At 68.5% G+C, this 17,365-nt stretch carries 14 protein-coding genes; 4 read left to right on the forward strand and 10 right to left on the reverse strand.

The window, feature by feature from the left end; translation table 11 throughout:
• Both ASJ79_RS19135 and ASJ79_RS19140 read right to left on the reverse strand, forming a co-directional pair.
• The coding region (locus ASJ79_RS19135; RefSeq protein WP_156448527.1) for a PfkB family carbohydrate kinase at nt 1-1,015 on the reverse strand (1,015 nt) is incomplete at its 3' end.
• Between the two features lie 105 nt (nt 1,016-1,120).
• On the reverse strand, nt 1,121-2,053 hold the full coding sequence (locus tag ASJ79_RS19140) for a serine hydrolase (RefSeq protein WP_067958544.1): 933 nt from the start codon (nt 2,051-2,053) through the stop codon (nt 1,121-1,123).
• Between the two features lie 490 nt (nt 2,054-2,543).
• Here ASJ79_RS19140 and ASJ79_RS19150 point away from each other — a divergent pair, with 490 nt between their 5' ends.
• Nucleotides 2,544-5,072, forward strand: a complete 2,529-nt coding sequence (locus tag ASJ79_RS19150) for an excinuclease ABC subunit UvrA (RefSeq protein WP_067958549.1) — start codon at nt 2,544-2,546, stop codon at nt 5,070-5,072.
• Nucleotides 5,073-5,096: 24 nt separating this feature from the next.
• On the opposite strand, the gene ASJ79_RS19155 is transcribed toward ASJ79_RS19150, so the two are convergent.
• The 6 genes from ASJ79_RS19155 to ASJ79_RS19180 form a co-directional block, all read right to left on the reverse strand.
• Entirely contained in the window at nt 5,097-7,235 is a 2,139-nt protein-coding gene (locus ASJ79_RS19155; RefSeq protein ID WP_067958551.1) for a DNA gyrase subunit A, read from the reverse strand.
• A gap of 10 nt (nt 7,236-7,245) precedes the next feature.
• Nucleotides 7,246-9,279 carry a toprim domain-containing protein gene (locus ASJ79_RS19160; RefSeq protein WP_067958553.1) on the reverse strand — a complete coding sequence of 678 codons (2,034 nt, stop codon included), beginning with the start codon at nt 9,277-9,279 and terminating at the stop codon, nt 7,246-7,248.
• Nucleotides 9,280-9,373: 94 nt separating this feature from the next.
• The gene (locus ASJ79_RS19165; protein WP_082753932.1) at nt 9,374-10,873 is read right to left on the reverse strand and encodes a serine hydrolase; all 1,500 of its coding nucleotides are present in this window, start codon (nt 10,871-10,873) and stop codon (nt 9,374-9,376) included.
• 87 nt (nt 10,874-10,960) lie between these two features.
• Nucleotides 10,961-11,398: an NAD(+)--rifampin ADP-ribosyltransferase gene (gene arr / locus ASJ79_RS19170; protein WP_197420279.1), complete on the reverse strand. Its 438-nt coding sequence runs from the start codon at nt 11,396-11,398 to the stop codon at nt 10,961-10,963.
• Between the two features lie 113 nt (nt 11,399-11,511).
• Entirely contained in the window at nt 11,512-12,942 is a 1,431-nt protein-coding gene (locus tag ASJ79_RS19175; RefSeq protein ID WP_067958556.1) for a GntP family permease, read from the reverse strand.
• A 53-nt stretch (nt 12,943-12,995) separates the two neighbouring features.
• The gene (locus ASJ79_RS19180) at nt 12,996-13,490 is read right to left on the reverse strand and encodes a gluconokinase (protein WP_067958558.1); all 495 of its coding nucleotides are present in this window, start codon (nt 13,488-13,490) and stop codon (nt 12,996-12,998) included.
• Nucleotides 13,491-13,612: 122 nt separating this feature from the next.
• On the opposite strand from ASJ79_RS19180, the gene ASJ79_RS19185 reads away from it, so the two are divergent.
• Nucleotides 13,613-14,326: a FadR/GntR family transcriptional regulator gene (locus ASJ79_RS19185; RefSeq protein WP_067958560.1), complete on the forward strand. Its 714-nt coding sequence runs from the start codon at nt 13,613-13,615 to the stop codon at nt 14,324-14,326.
• A gap of 85 nt (nt 14,327-14,411) precedes the next feature.
• The gene (locus ASJ79_RS19190) at nt 14,412-14,795 is read left to right on the forward strand and encodes a hypothetical protein (RefSeq protein WP_231750931.1); all 384 of its coding nucleotides are present in this window, start codon (nt 14,412-14,414) and stop codon (nt 14,793-14,795) included.
• Nucleotides 14,796-14,804: 9 nt separating this feature from the next.
• Here the strand turns inward: ASJ79_RS19190 and ASJ79_RS19195 are convergent, their stop codons facing one another.
• Together ASJ79_RS19195 and ASJ79_RS34145 are read right to left on the reverse strand one after the other, a co-directional pair.
• Nucleotides 14,805-15,533, reverse strand: a complete 729-nt coding sequence (locus tag ASJ79_RS19195) for a zinc-binding dehydrogenase (RefSeq protein ID WP_231750932.1) — start codon at nt 15,531-15,533, stop codon at nt 14,805-14,807.
• Nucleotides 15,478-15,900, reverse strand: coding sequence for an alcohol dehydrogenase catalytic domain-containing protein (locus tag ASJ79_RS34145; protein ID WP_231750933.1), 423 nt, complete (start codon nt 15,898-15,900; stop codon nt 15,478-15,480). Before ASJ79_RS34145 ends, ASJ79_RS19195 begins: the two co-directional genes overlap by 56 nt.
• 295 nt (nt 15,901-16,195) lie before the next feature.
• Here ASJ79_RS34145 and ASJ79_RS19200 point away from each other — a divergent pair, with 295 nt between their 5' ends.
• Nucleotides 16,196-17,359, forward strand: a complete 1,164-nt coding sequence (locus ASJ79_RS19200) for an aromatic ring-hydroxylating dioxygenase subunit alpha (RefSeq protein ID WP_067958569.1) — start codon at nt 16,196-16,198, stop codon at nt 17,357-17,359.
• Nucleotides 17,360-17,365: the final 6 nt, after the last annotated feature.

A 17,365-nucleotide genomic window follows, 5' to 3' on the forward strand; every position in this document is an offset into this window, starting at 1 on the left:
CCAGTTCGGTCTCGACAGCGTCCACCACGGCCGCGTCCACGGCGCTGCCCGCCAGGGCGACCTCGGCCGCGATGTCGGCGATCAGGTTCTGCACCGACTGGAACCTGCCCACCGGGCGGCCGAACTGCAACGCCCGGCGCAGCGGGCGACCGCTCGCCAACGCGGAGACGATGCCGGCGGTCATGGAGTCGCCGGCGCCGGCCGGATCGGCCGGCTCCAGCGTCGGCATGCAGATCTCGACGACGTCACCGCCGCGTGTCCCGCCGCCGTCGGGGTCGCGCTCGTCCAGCAGGGCCAGGGCCGGCGCGGACCCGGACCGCGACACCACGATCGTGCCGGCACCGTCGTCACGCATGGAGCGCATGGCCGCGACCAGATCCTCGGGGTCCTCGGACTTCGCCCGGCCGTCGTCGAGGAGTTCTTCGTGGCTGACCTTGATCAGGGCGGGTTTGCCGGCGAGTACCGCTTCGAGCCGCCCGCCGGAGAGGTCGGCGGCCACCTTGCAGCCGTTGGCGCCCAGGTCGGTGGACAGCCGCCGGTAGAGGTCAGCGGGCACCACGTCGTCCTCCTGCGGCCCGGACAGCAGTACCCGGCCGTGGGTCAGTCCCTCGGTGAGGGTGAGCTCGTAGAGGGAGTCGAGTTCGTGCCGGTCCAGCGGGGTGCCTGCGGCCTCGGCGACGACCTCGCGGCTGCCCGTACGGCGGTCGTGGACGTACGAGCCGTTGCGTGCGCTGACCGGCACGGTGCGCACGGTGACGTCGCGGACGGGCAGCAGGTGCCCGAGGACGTCGCCCGTCTCACCGCCCAGCGCCGAGCACAACACGACCGGCACACCGAGGGAGGACATCATGCGCGACTGCCAGACACCTTGGCCACCGGCGTGGACGTGGATGTCGGCCGCACCCGAACGGTTCTCGATCGTGACGGTGAGGACGGGCAGCGGGGCGAAGATGACCACCGGATCGGGTTCGTTCGACGTGTCGGGATTCTCGCTGCGGGGCTTCTTCTCTGCCATGGGCTTGGGGGTACCCACCCGGAGAGGTGCCCACCCGCTGAACATCTCCCGAATTGGACTGGCAGGCAATGCTGTTGATACGGCAGCGATTCGGAGCCGCGGCGGCTAGATCCTGCCGCCGGGGAACATCGTCCTGACGGCCCGGGTGATGTTCTCGCGGGCGGTGGCGGCGTCGGTGGGGTCCAGTGAGCTGATCGCCATCACGTACCGGCGGTCGGGCCCGATCACGCCGGTGGACACGTGCAACTGGTTGCCGCCGTTCCAGCAGCAGAACCAGCCCTGCTTGACCGCGACCGGCTCGCCGTCGAGCCCGTCGGGGATGCCGAACCGCTGCGGGTACCCGTCGGTCCCCGTGGGTGTGGACTGCGCGAGATCGCCGAGGATGACGTCGGCCTGGTCGGGTGGCAGCCCCCCGGTGCCGTCCAACAGCTTCGCGTAGTAGCGGACGAGATCGCCGGCGGTGCTCTGCGTGACGTCCCACTTTCCGTTGTACGGTGCCGTGGTTCCGGTCAACCCGTACCGGGCCACGATACGCGCGATGACGGCGCTCTGGCCGATCCGGTCCCAAAATGTCTGGGCCGCACTGTCATCGGAGGAGCGCAGCATGACATCGAGGGCGTCGCGGTCGGCGGCGGACAGTTGCGTCTCGCCCTGCGATTCCTGCAGCAGCAGATCGTCGGCGATGAACAGTTTCACCACCGACGCGATCGGGAAGGGGGTGTCGGCCCCGCTGGACGCGATCTGACCGGTGGTGCGGTCCAGCACCGCGGCTTGGATGTCGGCACCGGACGCGGCGGCGTCGGCGGTGGCCTGCTGGACGCGGGCGTCGAGTCCGGCGAACGACTCCGCCGGCTGGTCGGGTGGGGCCGCGGGCAGCGCCGGAGGTGGGGCCTGCTGGGCGGTGACGGTTGCCTGCGGGGTGTGCTCGGCGGCCGGCGGTGTACCCCAGACCTGCGCCTCACAGCCGTTGACGAGAAGTGCCGCACAGACGATCGCGGTTCCCGTCGTCGCCCGATGCAGCAGCCGTCGTTGACGCATGAGTCTCCTTCGAGCAGATCTTCAACCGGTTGCCGGGTCTACGCTGTACCCAACGGGTATCCAGCCTAATCGCAGGCCGGCAGCGCAGCCGCTGAGTCGCCTCCGCAGGTCAATCGCCGTGAACGGGCTTCATCGCACCGGGGTCAGCGGTGGTCTCCCGGCGAGTACCGCGGCCGCATTGTCGATGTCGAGGATGCCCATGGTGTCCCGGGTGGCCTCACCGGCGCTGGCGGTATGCGGAGTCAGCACGAGCCCCGGCGCATCCAGCAGAGCCGGGTTGACGTCGGGTTCGCCCTCGAAGACATCGAGTGCGGCCCCGCGGCGCGGTCGGTGAGACGCCGCGACACGTAGATGGTTCCGGTCTGGCCGCTCACGTGCGGACGCTCCTGGTGCACACGGGGGTGTCGGCGTGGATTCGGGCGTGGCCGGCGATTCGAGGGTTTCGACCAAGGTACTGGAGTGGGCGTGCCGGTCGTACAGAATGGGTCGGATGGACGGCGGCACCAGCACCGAGACGTACGAACCGGATCCGTACATCCGCGTCCACGCATCCCGCGTGCACAACCTCAAGACAGTGGACGTCGCCGCCCCGCGCGACTCGTTCGTGGTGTTCACCGGGGTGTCCGGATCCGGAAAGTCCTCGCTGGCGTTCGGCACCGTCTACGCCGAGGCGCAGCGCCGCTACTTCGAATCGGTGGCGCCGTATGCCCGCCGACTGCTGCTGCCGCAGGACGCCCCGAAGGTCGACGACATCACCGGGCTGCCACCGGCGGTCGCGCTGCAGCAGCGCCGCGGTACCGCGACCTCGCGGTCCACGGTCGGTACCGTCACCACGCTGTCGAACCTGCTGCGCATGCTGTTCTCCCGCGCCGGAACGTATCCGCCCGCAGCCACCGAGCGGCTGGACTCCGATGCGTTCTCGCCGAACACCACGATCGGTGCGTGCCCACAGTGCCACGGTCTGGGCCGTATCCACGAGGTGACCGAGCAGACGCTGGTGCCCGACCCGTCGCTGACCATCCGCGAGGGCGCGGTGGCGGCCTGGCCCGGAGCCTGGCAGGGCCAGAACCTGCGCGACATCCTCATCACGCTCGGCTACGACATCGACAAGCCGTGGCGCAAACTGCCCAAGCGGCACCGGGATTGGATCCTGTTCACCGAGGAGCAGCCCACCGTGGAGATCGATCCGGGCCGGCATCCGGTCACCGCGGAGTACTACTACAACGGCACCTTCTCCAGCGCCGAGCGGCACGTCCGGCACACGCTGGCCAACTCGCAGAGCGCGGCGATGCGCCGCAGGGTGCTGCAGTACGTGCACAGCGCCGACTGCCCGGTGTGCGACGGCTCCGGGCTGCGGCCCGAAGCGCTCGCGGTGACGTTCGCCGGCCGTACCATCGGCGACCTGGTAGCCCTGCCGTTGACGGCGCTGGCCGAGGTGCTGGCGCCGGCGGCGACCCGCACGGAGTTCGCCGCCGCCTACGAATCCACCGAATCCGGTGAATTCACCGAAGTGGCAACGATGATCGCCGCAGATCTGGTGGCCCGGATCGGTGTGCTGGTCGACCTGGGGCTCGGTTACCTGAGCCTGCACCGCCGCACGCCGACGGTGTCGCCGGGGGAACTGCAGCGCCTTCGGTTGGCGACCCAGCTGCGGGCCGGGTTGTTCGGCGTCCTCTACGTGCTGGACGAGCCGTCGGCGGGCCTGCATCCGGCCGACGCCGAACCACTGCTCGAGGTGCTGGACCGGCTTCGGCGGGCCGGCAACTCGTTGTTCGTGGTCGAGCACGACATGGACGTGGTGCGCCGCGCCGACTGGATCGTCGACGTGGGGCCCGGCGCCGGTGAACTCGGCGGCGATGTGCTCTACAGCGGCCCGGTGGCCGGTCTCGCGGACGTCGACTCCTCGGTGACCCGGCGCTACCTGTTCGCCGACGGGCCACCCGACCGCCGCGCGGTGCGCACACCGGCAGGGATTATGCGGCTGCGCGGCATCACTTTCCACAACCTGCACGAGGTGGACGTGGACATCCCTCTCGGTGCGTTCGTGGCCGTCACCGGGGTGTCCGGGTCGGGGAAGTCGACGCTGGTCTGCAAGGTGCTCGGCGACGTGATGGCCAGACAGCTGGGCAGATCCGTCGAACCTGCCGAGGACGCAGCCGACAGTGATGCCGAACTCCTCGACATCGACACCGATTCCAGTGTGGGAGTGACCGTCGACGGCGCCGAGATGATCGATCGCCTCGTCACCGTGGATCAGCGGCCGATCGGACGCACCCCGCGGTCGAACCTGGCGACCTACACCGGGCTGTTCGACGCCGTCCGGAAAGCGTTCGCCGACACCGCCGAAGCGCGCCGGCGCGGCTGGAGTGCGGGCCGTTTCTCGTTCAACGGCGCCGAAGGCCGCTGCGACACCTGCCAGGGCGAGGGTTTCGTGGCCGTCGAATTGTTGTTCCTGCCGGGCACCTATGCCACCTGCCCGGCGTGCGGCGGGGCCCGCTACTCCGACGAGACCCTCGAGGTCACCTACCGCGACCGCACCATTGCCGACGTGCTGGCCCAGACCGTCGAGGAGGCCGCCGACTTCCTGGCTGATCTGCCCAGTGCGGCACGGAGTTTGACGACTCTGCGTGAGGTCGGGCTCGGGTACCTGCGGTTGGGGCAACCGGCGACCGAACTGTCCGGAGGCGAGGCGCAACGTATCAAGTTGGCCACCGAGTTGCAGCGCGCCAAACGTGGTCACACGCTCTACGTGCTCGACGAGCCCACCACGGGTCTGCATCCGGCCGACGTCGAGTTGCTGGAACGTCAACTGCACCGGCTCGTCGACGCCGGCAACACCGTCGTGGTGGCCGAGCACGACATGTCGGTGGTGGCGAGGGCGGATCACGTCATCGACCTCGGACCCGGCGGCGGTGACGACGGCGGCACCGTCGTGGCGGCCGGCACACCGGCTGCGGTCGCCGCCGACACTGCGAGTCGGACGGCACCGTATCTCGCCGCACAGCTCAACCCGGCGTGACGGAGCCCGGGTCGCTGAGGCCGATCAGCCGGCGGGCGTCACGTCCACGCCCGAGCCCTTGATCGCGGCCTTCGCCCGGTTCTCGGCCCGCACCGCCCTCTTGCCGCGGACATACCCGGTGGCCGAGATCGACGCCGCCAGCAGCGCGTCCTCACCCTTGACGAACGGATGGAACCCCACCCCGGCGCCGCCGCGGCCCTTGACCGGGACGTCGGCGACTTCGGTGACCTTCCAACTCTTTTCGGCCACCGACAGGATCGCCTCGCCGTTGGCGCAGGACACCGGCAGCGCGGCGATCATCTCGTCACCGTCGCCGGCCAGCTTGACCCCGGCCACCCCGTTGCCGGCCACGCCCTGCGGGTTCACCGCCGCGGGGTCGAGACGCAGGATCTTGCCGCGCCGCGTCACCAGCGCCAGGTGGTAGCCGGCCGGCAGCACCCCGGACTGCACCAGCCCGGTGATGTCGGGCGCGACGGGGATGTCGCGGATCTTGTACGGCAACCCGCCGCCGGTGGTGAACTTGATCCGGCCGTCGCTCCACACCGCCCAGCCCAGACCGGAGGTGAGCAGCTCCCCGTGGCTGTCGGAGAAGACCCCGCGGTCGTCGAGGCGCCAGGCCGTGTTGACCTTGCGCTCGCGCGGCCCGTCCTCGTTGGAGCCCGACGACACGGGGGTGGCGTCGTAGTCCAGCACCGTTCGCCGGTCGAACTCCGGGCCCTTGAACAGTTTTGCGGTCTCGACGAGCTCCTGGTCGATCACCTTCCGGCGCGCGTCGGGGTTGGCCACCAGCTCGGTCAGCTCGGCGAACTCGGCGTCCAGTTTCTCCGCTTCGGCCCGCAGCTCGATGACGTCGAGCTTGGTGAGCCGGCGAAGCTGCAGCGCCAGAACGTAATCGGCCTGCACCGCGTCGATCCCGAACCGCTCCTGCAGACCTTGCCGGGCCTCGTCGACGGTGTCGGAGCCGCGGATCACCGCGACCGCGGCGTCGATGTCCAGGTGGATGGTCATCAGGCCGGCCACCAGGTGACGGCGCGCGGTCACCTTCTCCAGCCGGTACTCGCTGCGGTGCATCACCACCGAATCCCGCAGCGACAGGAACGCGGTGATCAGCTCGCGCACCGACCACCACCGCGGCACCCGGTTCTCGTCGAGAGCGACCAGGCTGGCGGCGAACGTCGACTCCAGCGGCGTCAGCGCCAGCAGCTGCTCCCGGATCTGCTCGGCACTGTGCCCACGCTTGGCGGTGACCACGATGCGCAGCCCGTTGCGGCGGTCGGTCAGGTCCGACATGTCCGCCACCCCGGACATCTCACCGGACTCGACCAGCGCCCGGATGCGTTCCTGCACAGTGTTACTCGCGACACCGGGCGGCAGCTCGGTGATGATGCAGTTCTTGCCGTCGACGGACACTGTGCCGCGCACGGTGAAATGGCCCCGGCCGGTGGTGATGTACTCGCGCAGTCCCGCCGTGCCGACCACCGAAGCGCCGGATCCCCAGTCGGGCCCGGGGATCAGCTTGACCAACCGGTCGTCGGTCATGTTCGGGGTCTTCAGCAGCGCCCGGCAGGCCGCCATCACCTCGCGGGGGTTGTGGGCCGGCACCTTGGTGGCCCACCCCTCGGCGATGCCGACCGCGCCGTTGCACAGCAGCACCGGCCACCGGGCCGGCAGCACCGTCGGCTCGGTCCACTCGCCGTCGAACGTCGGGACCATCGGCACCGCGTGGTCGTCGAGTTCGGCGGTCAGTGCCGCACCCGGCGCCGACAACCGCATCTCGGTGTAGCGGTCGGCCGCCGGGATGTCGCCCTGGATGCGCGGGAACGCGCCCTGCCCGTCGATGACCTTCACGCGCTGGAACTCGGCGGCCATCAGCGCCGCGGCGCCGTACATCGACGCACCGCCGTGCGGATGCAGGTTGCCGGTCACTGCCGAGCAGACCTTCGAGGACTTCTGCGGTTTGTTGCCGGGCAGCAGTCGTGAATCGTGCATCTGGTAGAGCAGCCGGCGCTGGCCGGGCTTGAGGCCGTCGAACGCGGACGGGATGGCGCGGTCGCTGACGCTGTAGAGCGCGAAGGTCAGCTGGTAGTGGTTCCAGTAGTCGTCGGCGCTCTGGTCGAGCACCAGGTCGGGGTTCTGTTCGGGAACGTCCAGGGTGGCGGTCACAGTACTTTCCTCAGTCCAGGTCCAGCGCCAGGGTGTCGACACGGGCGGCCACGTCGGCCATCCACGTGCGCCGGCCCTCGGGCGGCCCGCCGAACAGCGTGTGGTGCAGCTTCTTCTCGCTGTCGTCGGGATGCAGCCGGATCACCGTGCGCCGCTGCGGATCCAGCACGGTGTTCCAGAAGTCGTCGGCGTCCATCTCACCGAGACCCTTGTTGCGCTGCACCTCGACCTTGCGTTTCGAGGTGGCCTTCAACTGGGCCACGGCGGCGTCGCGCTCGGACTCGTCCTGGCAGTAGATGCGCTCGTCGCCGCATTTCACGACGAACAGCGGCGGCAGTGTCACGTACACCATCCCCGCCTCGACGAGCGGGCGGTAGAAGTCCAGGAACATCGAGATCAGGCTGGAGTTGATGTTGCCGCCGTCGGGGTCGGCGTCCGACGCGAACAGGATCCGGTCGTAACGGCACAGCTCCGGGTCGCAGTGGTCCCGCACCCCGCAGCCCAGGATGCGTTCGATCGCGTCGAACTCGTCTTTGCCCCGCGCCTTGCTCAGCGCGAACCCGTAGACGTTGGGCGGCTTGCCTTTCAGCGGGAACGCGGCCTGGAACGTGGCGTCCCGCGCGGCCTTGATGGTGCCGAGCGCCGAATCGCCCTCGCAGAGGAACAGTTCCGCACCGGACCCGCGTCCGGTCTCCCTGCTGGGCAGCAGCTTCGGCGGTAGCGACAGGTTGGTGCCCAGGCCCTTGGCCTTGGACGCCGCCCGGGACCGGGCCTTCGCCCCCTCGGCGCTGCGCCGCGCCCGCGCGGACTCCAACGCCAGCTTGGTCCACAGCGACACGGTGTCGGCGTTCGCGGGGTTGGCCGCCCAGATGGTGACGCTGCGGGCCACATCGGGGGCCATCGCCATGTTCAGCGAGCGCGAGGACACCGCGGTCTTGGCCTGGGAGTCCCACGCCACGTCCGGTGCGCGGGTATCCACGGCCAGCGCGGTGACAGCCGCAAAATCCTGCGGCTCCGGGCCTTCTTCGCCTTTGGCCAGGCCGAGGTCCCGGATCCGGGAGGCACGGTCGGCCAACGCCTCGGACAGGCCCTTCACCGCGGCGGTCAGGTGTGATCCGCCGCCGGGGGTGCGCACGGTGTTGCAGAACGCGGCGACCGTCGCGGGTTCGGCCGGCCCCGCGGTCAGCGACCAGCGGAACGGGGTCGGCCCGCGGCCGGTGGTGTACTCGCCGCGGCCCTCTACGACCGCCCGCACATCGGGCGCCGGTGTGCCGGCGGCGGTGCACATGAGGTCGAGCAGGGTGTCGGTACCCCACGGTCCGTTGAACGGCTCGAGCAGCGCCGGCGGAACCTCGTCGCCGGGCCAGCCCTCGTCGACGACGATCAGCTGCACGCCGGGGGACATCCGCGCCGCGGCGTGGGCGCGCAGCAGCACCTCGCCGATGTCCACGGTGGAGTCCGGCACGACGGCCGGGTCGAACAGGATGCGGACCGTGGTGCCGTGCGCGTCGGGCTTGCGGTTGCCGGTGCCGCGCAGCTTCTGCGTGTCGGCCCGGGTGAACGGGGCGTCCGGGTCGAAGTCCTTGCCCTCGAAGACGCCCGGGTAGCCGCGGCCGAAGCTCTGCAGGTAGGTCTTGCCGCCGCGGCGGACGGTGACGTCGGTGCGGGCGGAGATGAAGACCGCGGCCGCGGCGCCGATCCCGTTCAGCCCGGCGCCCGTGCCGGCCGCGTCGGCGTGCGCGGAGAACTTGCCGCCCGCCCGGGCGGTGCCGAGCGTCTTGACGATGCCGTTCTTGCCGGTCGTGGGGTCGGTGTCGACGGGCAGGCCACGGCCGTCGTCGGCGACGCTGACCGAACCGTCGGCGTGCAGGGTGATGGTCACGCATGACCCGCCGTGAGCGGGATCGGCGACCTCTTCGACCGCGTTGTCGATCAGCTCGCGCAATGCGGTGTTGAGCACGTCGAGGCCCAGGTTCACCGCCGGCCGCAGGCGTGTGTGCTGGACATCGTCGAGCTCGGTGATGTCGGCGGCGGTGTAACTCACTACTGATTGCTTTCCGTCGGGCTGGGAGGGGTGCCGCAGGAATGTTAGACGGCCGGACCGACATTTCCCCGCATCCGCGTCGCGTGACGTCCGTCTAACTGCCGTAGAGATGCAGCGCACGCGCCGCTTCGGTGGCCACTTCGCCGCTCAGTGTCGCGATCGGGGGACCGCCGCGCTGATGGATCACGTTTGCGAGGACGATCACGTAGGTGTCCGATCCGGGATCGAGCCACACGGTCACCCCGGTGAAGCCGGTGTGGCCGAAGCTGCCGACGGGGAAGCGCGCGCCGCGCGGTCTTGAGTGGGCGCTGTCGATATCCCAGCCAAAGCCGCGCAGGTCCTGGCCCGGTATGGCCGGATAATGCGGAGCAAGCAGAGAATCTGTTGTGCGGGAGACTATTTCGGTGGCATTCGCCGCCTCGATCTGACCGGCGTGGTGCCCGGGCTGCTGCGGAGTCGTCATCGTCTCCACGCTCGCCTGCGTCAGCGGAAAAGCACTCGGGCGGCCGGCGAGGCGGTCGAGCAGACCCTGCGCGTACAAGCCCATGTCGTGCACGGTGGTGAAAACCCCGGCGCTGCCGGACACCCCACCCATGCGACGTGCCGTCGGGTCGTGCACGGTCCCGCGGAGCGGGTGGCCGTAGTCGGGGTTGAGGTGCGGAGTGTCCTCGTCGAGCGCCGTCGGCGCGATGCGCCCCAGCAGGTCGGTGCTCCACGTCCCCGCCGGACAACGGCTCACCTCCGGACCGTGCACATCCGGGGCGATCGCGGTGCCCCGGATCTGGTGCGGCCCACAGGCTTTGGCTGCGGGAAGGTAGCGGGTGTCAGACATGCCGAGGGGTGCGAACACCTTGGCGCGGACATAGACGTCTTCGGGTTCGCCGGTGATCTTCTCCAGCAGCGCGCCCAGGATGATGAAATTGATGTCGGAGTAGTGGAAGAGTTCCCCGGGCTCGAACACCACCCAGGCGGCGAGCGCTCGGCGGATGCCCTCTGCTTTGTCGGCCTCGGCCAATCCCCACGGACCGTCCAGGCTCAGATCTCCCGCGATGCCCGAGGTATGGGTGAGTAGCATGCGCAGCGTCACCTGCGCGCGGCGCGGATCACCGGTCGGGTTGAAGGCGGGCAGGTACGTCTGCACCGGTTCGTCGAACCGCACCTTGCCTTGCTCGTGGAGCTGCATGACGGCGGTCGTGGTCGCGATGTTCTTGGTCAGCGACGCGAGGTCGAAGAGGGTGTCCTCGGTCATCGGCTCGGCGGGGGCGGGCGCGCCGTCCGGTCCGGGTTCACCGGCGAGCTTGCGGGAGCCGAAGGCCTGCCGGAACACGATCTTGCCGGCGTGTCCGACCTGCACCACGGCCCCGGGCAGCCGCCGCGCCGCGATCGCGTCCTCGATGAGCCGGGAGACCGGTGAGAAATCGCCGGTGGGAGTCACTTCGGGGATGACAGCTGGCGCCGGCGCGGCCGTGGATGTGGGTGCGCTCGCGGTGGGCGGCTGGGGCGCGTGACGAGCGCATGCGGTGGCCGCGGCCAGGGTGGCCACGACGGTTCCGACGGCGCAGAGCCGGGTCAGGCTGGGACGTGACGACGTCACCTCAGCGACGCTAGTTCATCGGGACAGCGATTCGATGCGGGTGGCGAGAAGCGCCGTCCACTCCGCGAGGTACCGGTCGCGCGGCCCTCAGTCGTAGATCACGGCCAGCCCCTTGCGGCGCAACTCGTCCAGCCCGTCGCGGAACGCCTGAAGCTGCTCGGGCGGATGACCCACCCAGTCGGTGATCTCCCCGACGATCTTCACCGGATCCCGGCTGCGGTACGAGTGGGTCGGGTTGCCCGGCAGCTTCTTGTCCGTCACATTCGGGTCGTCCTCAACCGCGCCCTGCGGTTCCACGGTGTACACGCGGCCGCGGCCGGGCCCGAGGGCCATCTCGGCGGCCAGCACCGCATTGTCCAACACCTTCGTCATGTAGACGTGGTTCGAGATGCGCCCCGCTTCGTAGTTCGACGGACGGCCGGGCACCAGCAGATCCCCTACGCGGAGGTCGGCCTTCGTGCCATGGAAGTAGGCCCCCGACTCGTGCACCAGGAAACGTTCCGGCGTATCCGTCAAGCCCGTCATGAAATCCTCCCTGCACTTTCAGTGGCCGGGCGATTGTGCACGACGTTCGGGGCCTTGCCGCAAGCCCCCACCCCCGCCATATAGTGAGAGTGGGAAAGCCGTTGCGCTGCCGGTCAGCCCAGTGCCCACAACCCGAGGCTGATCGCGAAGGCGCTGAGTCCCAGAGTCGTCTCCAGCACCGTCCACGTCTTCAGGGTGGTCTTGACGTCCATGCCGAAGAACCGGCTGACCAACCAGAACCCGGAGTCGTTGACGTGTGACAGCACCGTCGCACCCGCCGCGATCGCCATCACCAGCGCCGTGAGTTGGAGGCTGCCCAGGTCGGCCCCGGCGACGGCGGCGCCGAGCAGGCCGGCGGTCGTCGTCAACGCGACGGTGGCCGACCCCTGCGCGACGCGAAGCAGCGTGGAGATCACGAACGCCTGCAGGATCAGCGAGAAACCGAGATTCGACAGCGAGCCGCTCAGCGCGGCGCCGATACCGCTCAGCCGCAGCACTCCGCCGAACATCCCGCCGGCGCCGGTGATGAGGATGATCGCGCAGATCGGACCGAGGGCGTTGTCGAGGATGTCGCTGACACGCGCCATCGACCGGCCGCGCAGACCCAGCACCAGCGTCGCCACGATCACCGTGATCAGCAGCGCGACCGGGGTGTTGCCGAGCAGTTTCAGGTACTCCGCCCAGGTGGCGCCCTCCTCGATCACGCCGGCGGTCATCAGGGTGTCGAGCACGGTGTTGAACGAGATCAACACGAAGGGCAGCAGCAACACACCGAGGACCGTCATGAACGCCGGAGCCGTGCGGGTGGTTGTCGTCGCGCCGCCGGGCGCCGAGGTGCCCACGGTGTCGTCGTCGATGTCGCGGCCGCCGTTGATCTCACCGAACAACGAAGTGGGAATGTCGACATGCACTCGCCTGCCGATGATCTGGGATACCAGGAAAGCGCCGACGTACCAGGACACGACGGCCACCGGGACGCCGACGATCAGGGTGAGACCGATGTTGGCACCGAGCAGTTCGGCCGCCGCCACCGGACCCGGATGCGGCGGGACCAACGCGTGCATGGCCGCGAAGGCTCCGGCGGCCGGGAACGCGTACAACAGGACCGATCCGCCGAAGCGGCGTGCCACCGTCAGGATGATCGGGAGGAAGACGACGAGCCCGGCGTCGAAGAAGATCGGGAAACCGAACAGCAGCGCCGCCACACCGAGCGCGAACGGCGCGCGTTTCTCGCCGAACCGGCCGATCAGGGTGTCGGCGAGAACCTGTGCGCCACCGGTGATCTCGAGCAGGCGGCCGATCATGACACCGAATCCGACGAGCAGCGCCACCGAGCCGAGCGTGTTGGAGAACCCGAAGGTCAGTGCGCTCGGGACGTCGGCCACCGGTATCCCGGCGGCCAATGCCGTCAGGAGGCTCACCAGCACCAGCGCGATGAACGCGTGCAGTTTCACCTTGATGATCAGGAACAACAGCAGCGCGACCGCGCCCGCGGCGATCAGCAGCAGCGTGCCGGTTCCGTGTGCCGGATCAATCGCCTCCACGACGCCCCCTCCTCACAGTGACTTGCATGCCTTGAATCACCGGTCCTCCTCGGCTAGCTGGGATTTGTTGTGCTGATGTAACTTTCGACGATCGCGTCGATGCTCTGGTCGACGTCGATGACGACGCCGCGCTCGTCGGGTTCGAGGGGTTCCAGGGTCTGAAACTGGGACCTCAGCAGCGTGGCCGGCATGAAATGTCCGGGCCTGCTGGCTTGTCGTCTCCCGATGGTCTCGACAGACCCCTCCAGGTGGAGGAACTCGATGTCCGCGCAGTGCCGTCGCAACTGGTCCCGGTACGCGCGTTTGAGCGCCGAGCAGCTCATCACCCCGCCGTCCCGGTGCTGGGCCAGCCACTCGCCGATCGATTCGAGCCAGGGGTGCCGATCCGCGTCGTCGAGCGGATGACCGGCCGACATCTTCTCGATGTTCGCCGGCGGATGGAAGTCGTCGGCGTCGGCGAACGGGACCCGCAACCGCTGCGCCAGCGCGGCGCCGACGGTCGATTTCCCGGATCCGGAAACCCCCATGACGACGATCGGTATGGCCATGCCCTCCGCCTATCGGTGTGTGTGACGTCACATAGAGTGCCTCAATCGTCATACGTTTGCAAGACCAATTGAATTATCGGTACGTCTTTTCGGCACTGAGGCGTCTCTGGCATCATCAATCGATGCTCGATCGGCCGAATGCTGGCGCCCTCCACGGCAGTCTGGTGACTGCGTTGGGCACAGGCATCGTGTCGGGGCGGTACCCGCCCGGGCGGGTTCTCACGCTCGAGGCGGTCAGCGCGGAGCACGGCGTGTCCCGAAGCGTCGCGCGCGAGGCGGTCCGCGTACTGGAATCCATGGGCATGGTCGAATCCCGCCGGCGGGTCGGCATCACCGTCCAGCCCGCGGAGCGGTGGAACGTCTTCGACCCGGAGGTGATCCGGTGGCGGCTGGAGGCCGGTGACCGCACCGCGCAACTGGTCTCCCTCTCGGAGCTACGAATGGGGTTCGAGCCGGCCGCGGCGGCACTGGCGGCGCGGCGTGCGAGCCCGCATCAGTGCCGGATGATGGCGAGTGCGGTGTCCGACATGGTGGTGCACGGGCGGACCGGTGACCTGGACGCTTATCTGGTGGCGGACAGGGCGTTCCACCGAACCCTGCTGGAAGCCAGCGGTAACGAGATGTTCCGCGCGTTGAACGGTGTGGTCGCCGAGGTGCTGACCGGCCGGACCCATCACCGCATGATGCCGGAGAAGCCCAACATCGCAGCGATCGCGTTGCACGACGAAGTCGCGCGCGCGATCAGGATGGGTGAGGCGGAGCAGGCCGAACGGGCGATGCGCGCGATCATCGACGAGTCGGCTTCGGCCATCGTCGAAGACTCCCATCGCCGCTAACGCGGGCCGCCCGGTCGCCGATATCCGGGTATGACCGTGGTTCCGTGCCGCCGGCGCCATCGCTGTGGCGTTGACGGCGGCCTGGGTGAACATCGCGCCGGTGCACGCCGAGACGTTCGCTCAGCTCGACCCGGTTCCGGTGGCGGCGTCCCCGGGATGTGCCGGAAGCGTCAGGGCCGAGGCCCAGATGACACCTGTACAGGTCGACGGGCGCGTCGAGAACGGTGTCCGGGTGGCGATCCACTACGACGCCGGCGTCTACGACGGTTCCTGTGCGCTGACGGTGTCCGCAGCCTGGGCCAATCTGGACACCGGCGCCTCCGGCAGCGGCGACATCACCGCGGTGTCCACGATCGACGGGCATTACGGTTTCATCGGCTACGCGAACACCACGTTCGCAACGGGTGGCGGCACGATCTCGGTCACGCTCGGCACGCATCCGGGTGCCGAGATGCGGATCACGGTCTGAGCTCGGCGTTCAGGTGCCGACGGGCGGTGGGATCAGGACCAGCTTGCCGATGAACTTCTTGGCGAGGAAGTCCTGTTGTGCGATGCGGATGTCGGACAGGGGATACGTGGCCGAGACGGTCGGCCGGAACTCGCCGGCATGGATGTACTCGACAAGGTTGGCGAACACCTCGTCTTCCTGGAATGCGCACCCGAACAAGGTGAGATCGTTCAGATACACGGTGCGAAGGTCGATCTCGGAGATCGGCCCTGCGATGGCGCCGGCGACGGCATACCTGCCGCCCCGACGCAGCACGTCGAGCAACTGCGGCCACTGAGGTCCGACGACGAGATCGACGACCACGTCCACGGACTGCGCGCCGAGTGCCTCGACGAGATCGGCTCCCCGCTCGACGATCTCGTCGGCCCCGTGGGCGCGGACCGCGTCGGCTTTCGATGCCGAGCAGACCGCGATCACCGTCGCGCCACGCCGCTTGGCGAGCTGGACCGCCGCGAGACCCACCCCGCCGGACGCACCCGTCACCAGGACGCGCTCGGAACCGACCGACGCCCGGTGGAGCATGTTCTCGGCGGTCGAGTAGGAGCACGGGACGGCGGCCAGTTCGGTGTCGGTCCAGTCGCAGTGGACGGCGTCTGTCTCCCGTGCCGGGGCGACCACGAACTGTGCGAAGCCACCGTCGCATTCACTGCCCAGGGTCCAGCACTCGAACGGGCGGTAGTCCACGTAACTGCGAAGCATGGGTGTGCACGATGACGCGCTCTCCGATCCGCTCAGGCGACACGTCCTCGCCGACGGCGACGATGCGTCCGCAGACGTCGGCGCCCTGGATGCGGGGGAACTCCAAAGCCGAGCCGGCCCAGCTCGAGTCGGCGTCGTCGACCGCGGCGTAGCCGCGTTCGCCGCCGGCGCCCGTCTCGCTGGTCACCGTCTTCGAGTACCAGCCGATGCGGGTGTTGACATCGGTGTTGTTCACACCCGCGGCGGCCACCTCGATGAGCACCTCTCCGGCGCTCGGTCGCGGGACCGGGACGTCCTCCCGGTACTCCAGGCGGTCGAGGCTGCCGTGGCCGGTCAGCAACACCGCCGACATGGTCTTCGGGATCATCGTTACACCTGCTTCCGTGGTCAGCCGAATCGGTTCTCTCCAGTGTCGTACCCCGGATACGGCACGCGAATCCAGTCGATAAGGTATCGAGAGGCTCCGCAGACGGGCCGGTCAGAATCCTTGATGCTCGCCATCTCCCGTTACAACTGTCAATAGCTCATTTACTCCTGCGAAATCGGCACGCAACAGGCAGTCCGTAACTTTTGCCTCGTCACAATGCCGGTGGCTTCCTCTCATCTCCGAGCACGCACACGCTCATCACTTCAAAGCCCAATCCACCCAAGGGAATACAGATATGAGCTTCGACTACTCGAAACTTGCTGCCAGCTGTGGGGTCGATTCACCCGCTCACGCCGTCACACTGCCGCCGGAGGCCTACGGCAGCGACGAACTCTACGCCGAAGAAGTGGACAAGATCTTCAAACGCGGGTGGATACCGCTGTGCCGGGTCGAGGAGATCGCCAACCCGGGCAGCTACTACAGCATCGACATCCTCGGCACCCCCCTGGTCGTCACCCGTGACCGCAAAAACGACATCCGGGTGCTGTCGCGCAACTGCACCCACCGGTGGATGGAAATCTGCAGCGGCTCCGGTGAGGCCAACGTCCTGCAGTGCCCCTACCACTTGTGGTCGTTCGGTCTCGACGGCCATCTCGCCGGTGCGCCGGAGATGAAGCACAGCCCGGGATTCGATCGAAATGACTGGGGACTCAATCAGTTTCGCCATGAAGTATGGAAGGGCTTCGTGTTCGTCAATTTCGACGGCAAGGCCGCACCCGTGGCCGAGCAGCTGGCCGGGCTGTCCCCGCTGGTCGACCCCTACGACTTCGAGAACTACCAGATCGTCGAGCACACCGACTGGGGGGTATGCGACTGGGACTGGAAGATCATGGTGGACAACTTCATGGAGTGCTACCACCACATGGGACCCCACCGTGGAACGCTGGAGGACGAATTCCCCGCCAGACTGAGCTACACCGGTGACGTCGGCCAGTACTTCACCACCATGTGGTCGCAACAGGCCCCGGGATATCCGGCCGAGCCACCGTTCCTGGCCCCCGGTGCCACTACTCTGAGCCCGGAGCACAGCCACAAGCTGCTGATCTTCATCGCGTACCCGCTGCTGCAGATCTCGCTGGGGCCCGGCTTCATGTACTGGCTCAAGACCATGCCCGTCGGCGCGGGCAAGGTTGAGATCCATCTCGACATCGCGATGTCCCCGGCCGCGCTGGCGACACCTGAACTCGAGGAGCGACGCAACCAGCTCGTCAAATCCATCTGCGACATCCATCGCGAGGACCTCGACGTCTGCGCGGCGGTGCAGAAGGCGATCCGTTCCGGCGTCACCGGCACCGGCCGGTTGTCGCATCTGGAGCGGCCGTTGTGGGAATTCTACCGCTATCTCGGACGTGAACTCGGAATCGCCTCTATGAGACCAGATCTCGCGTCGGCCGGCTGAGACTGC

This window comes from Mycobacterium sp. NAZ190054 (genome assembly GCF_001545925.1).
In the GTDB taxonomy this organism is placed as follows: domain Bacteria; phylum Actinomycetota; class Actinomycetes; order Mycobacteriales; family Mycobacteriaceae; genus Mycobacterium.

What these genes read in the sequence shown, in the direction of transcription:
- ASJ79_RS19180 (WP_067958558.1), bottom strand. Translation starts at nt 13,490, where the DNA reads ATGGCCATACCGATCGTCGTCATGGGGGTTTCCGGATCCGGGAAATCG.
- arr (WP_197420279.1), bottom strand. Translation starts at nt 11,398, where the DNA reads ATGACGGGCTTGACGGATACGCCGGAACGTTTCCTGGTGCACGAGTCG.
- ASJ79_RS19195 (WP_231750932.1), bottom strand. Translation starts at nt 15,533, where the DNA reads ATGCTTCGCAGTTACGTGGACTACCGCCCGTTCGAGTGCTGGACCCTG.
- ASJ79_RS19200 (WP_067958569.1), top strand. Translation starts at nt 16,196, where the DNA reads ATGAGCTTCGACTACTCGAAACTTGCTGCCAGCTGTGGGGTCGATTCA.
- ASJ79_RS19185 (WP_067958560.1), top strand. Translation starts at nt 13,613, where the DNA reads ATGCTCGATCGGCCGAATGCTGGCGCCCTCCACGGCAGTCTGGTGACT.
- ASJ79_RS34145 (WP_231750933.1), bottom strand. Translation starts at nt 15,900, where the DNA reads ATGATCCCGAAGACCATGTCGGCGGTGTTGCTGACCGGCCACGGCAGC.
- ASJ79_RS19150 (WP_067958549.1), top strand. Translation starts at nt 2,544, where the DNA reads ATGGACGGCGGCACCAGCACCGAGACGTACGAACCGGATCCGTACATC.
- ASJ79_RS19140 (WP_067958544.1), bottom strand. Translation starts at nt 2,053, where the DNA reads ATGCGTCAACGACGGCTGCTGCATCGGGCGACGACGGGAACCGCGATC.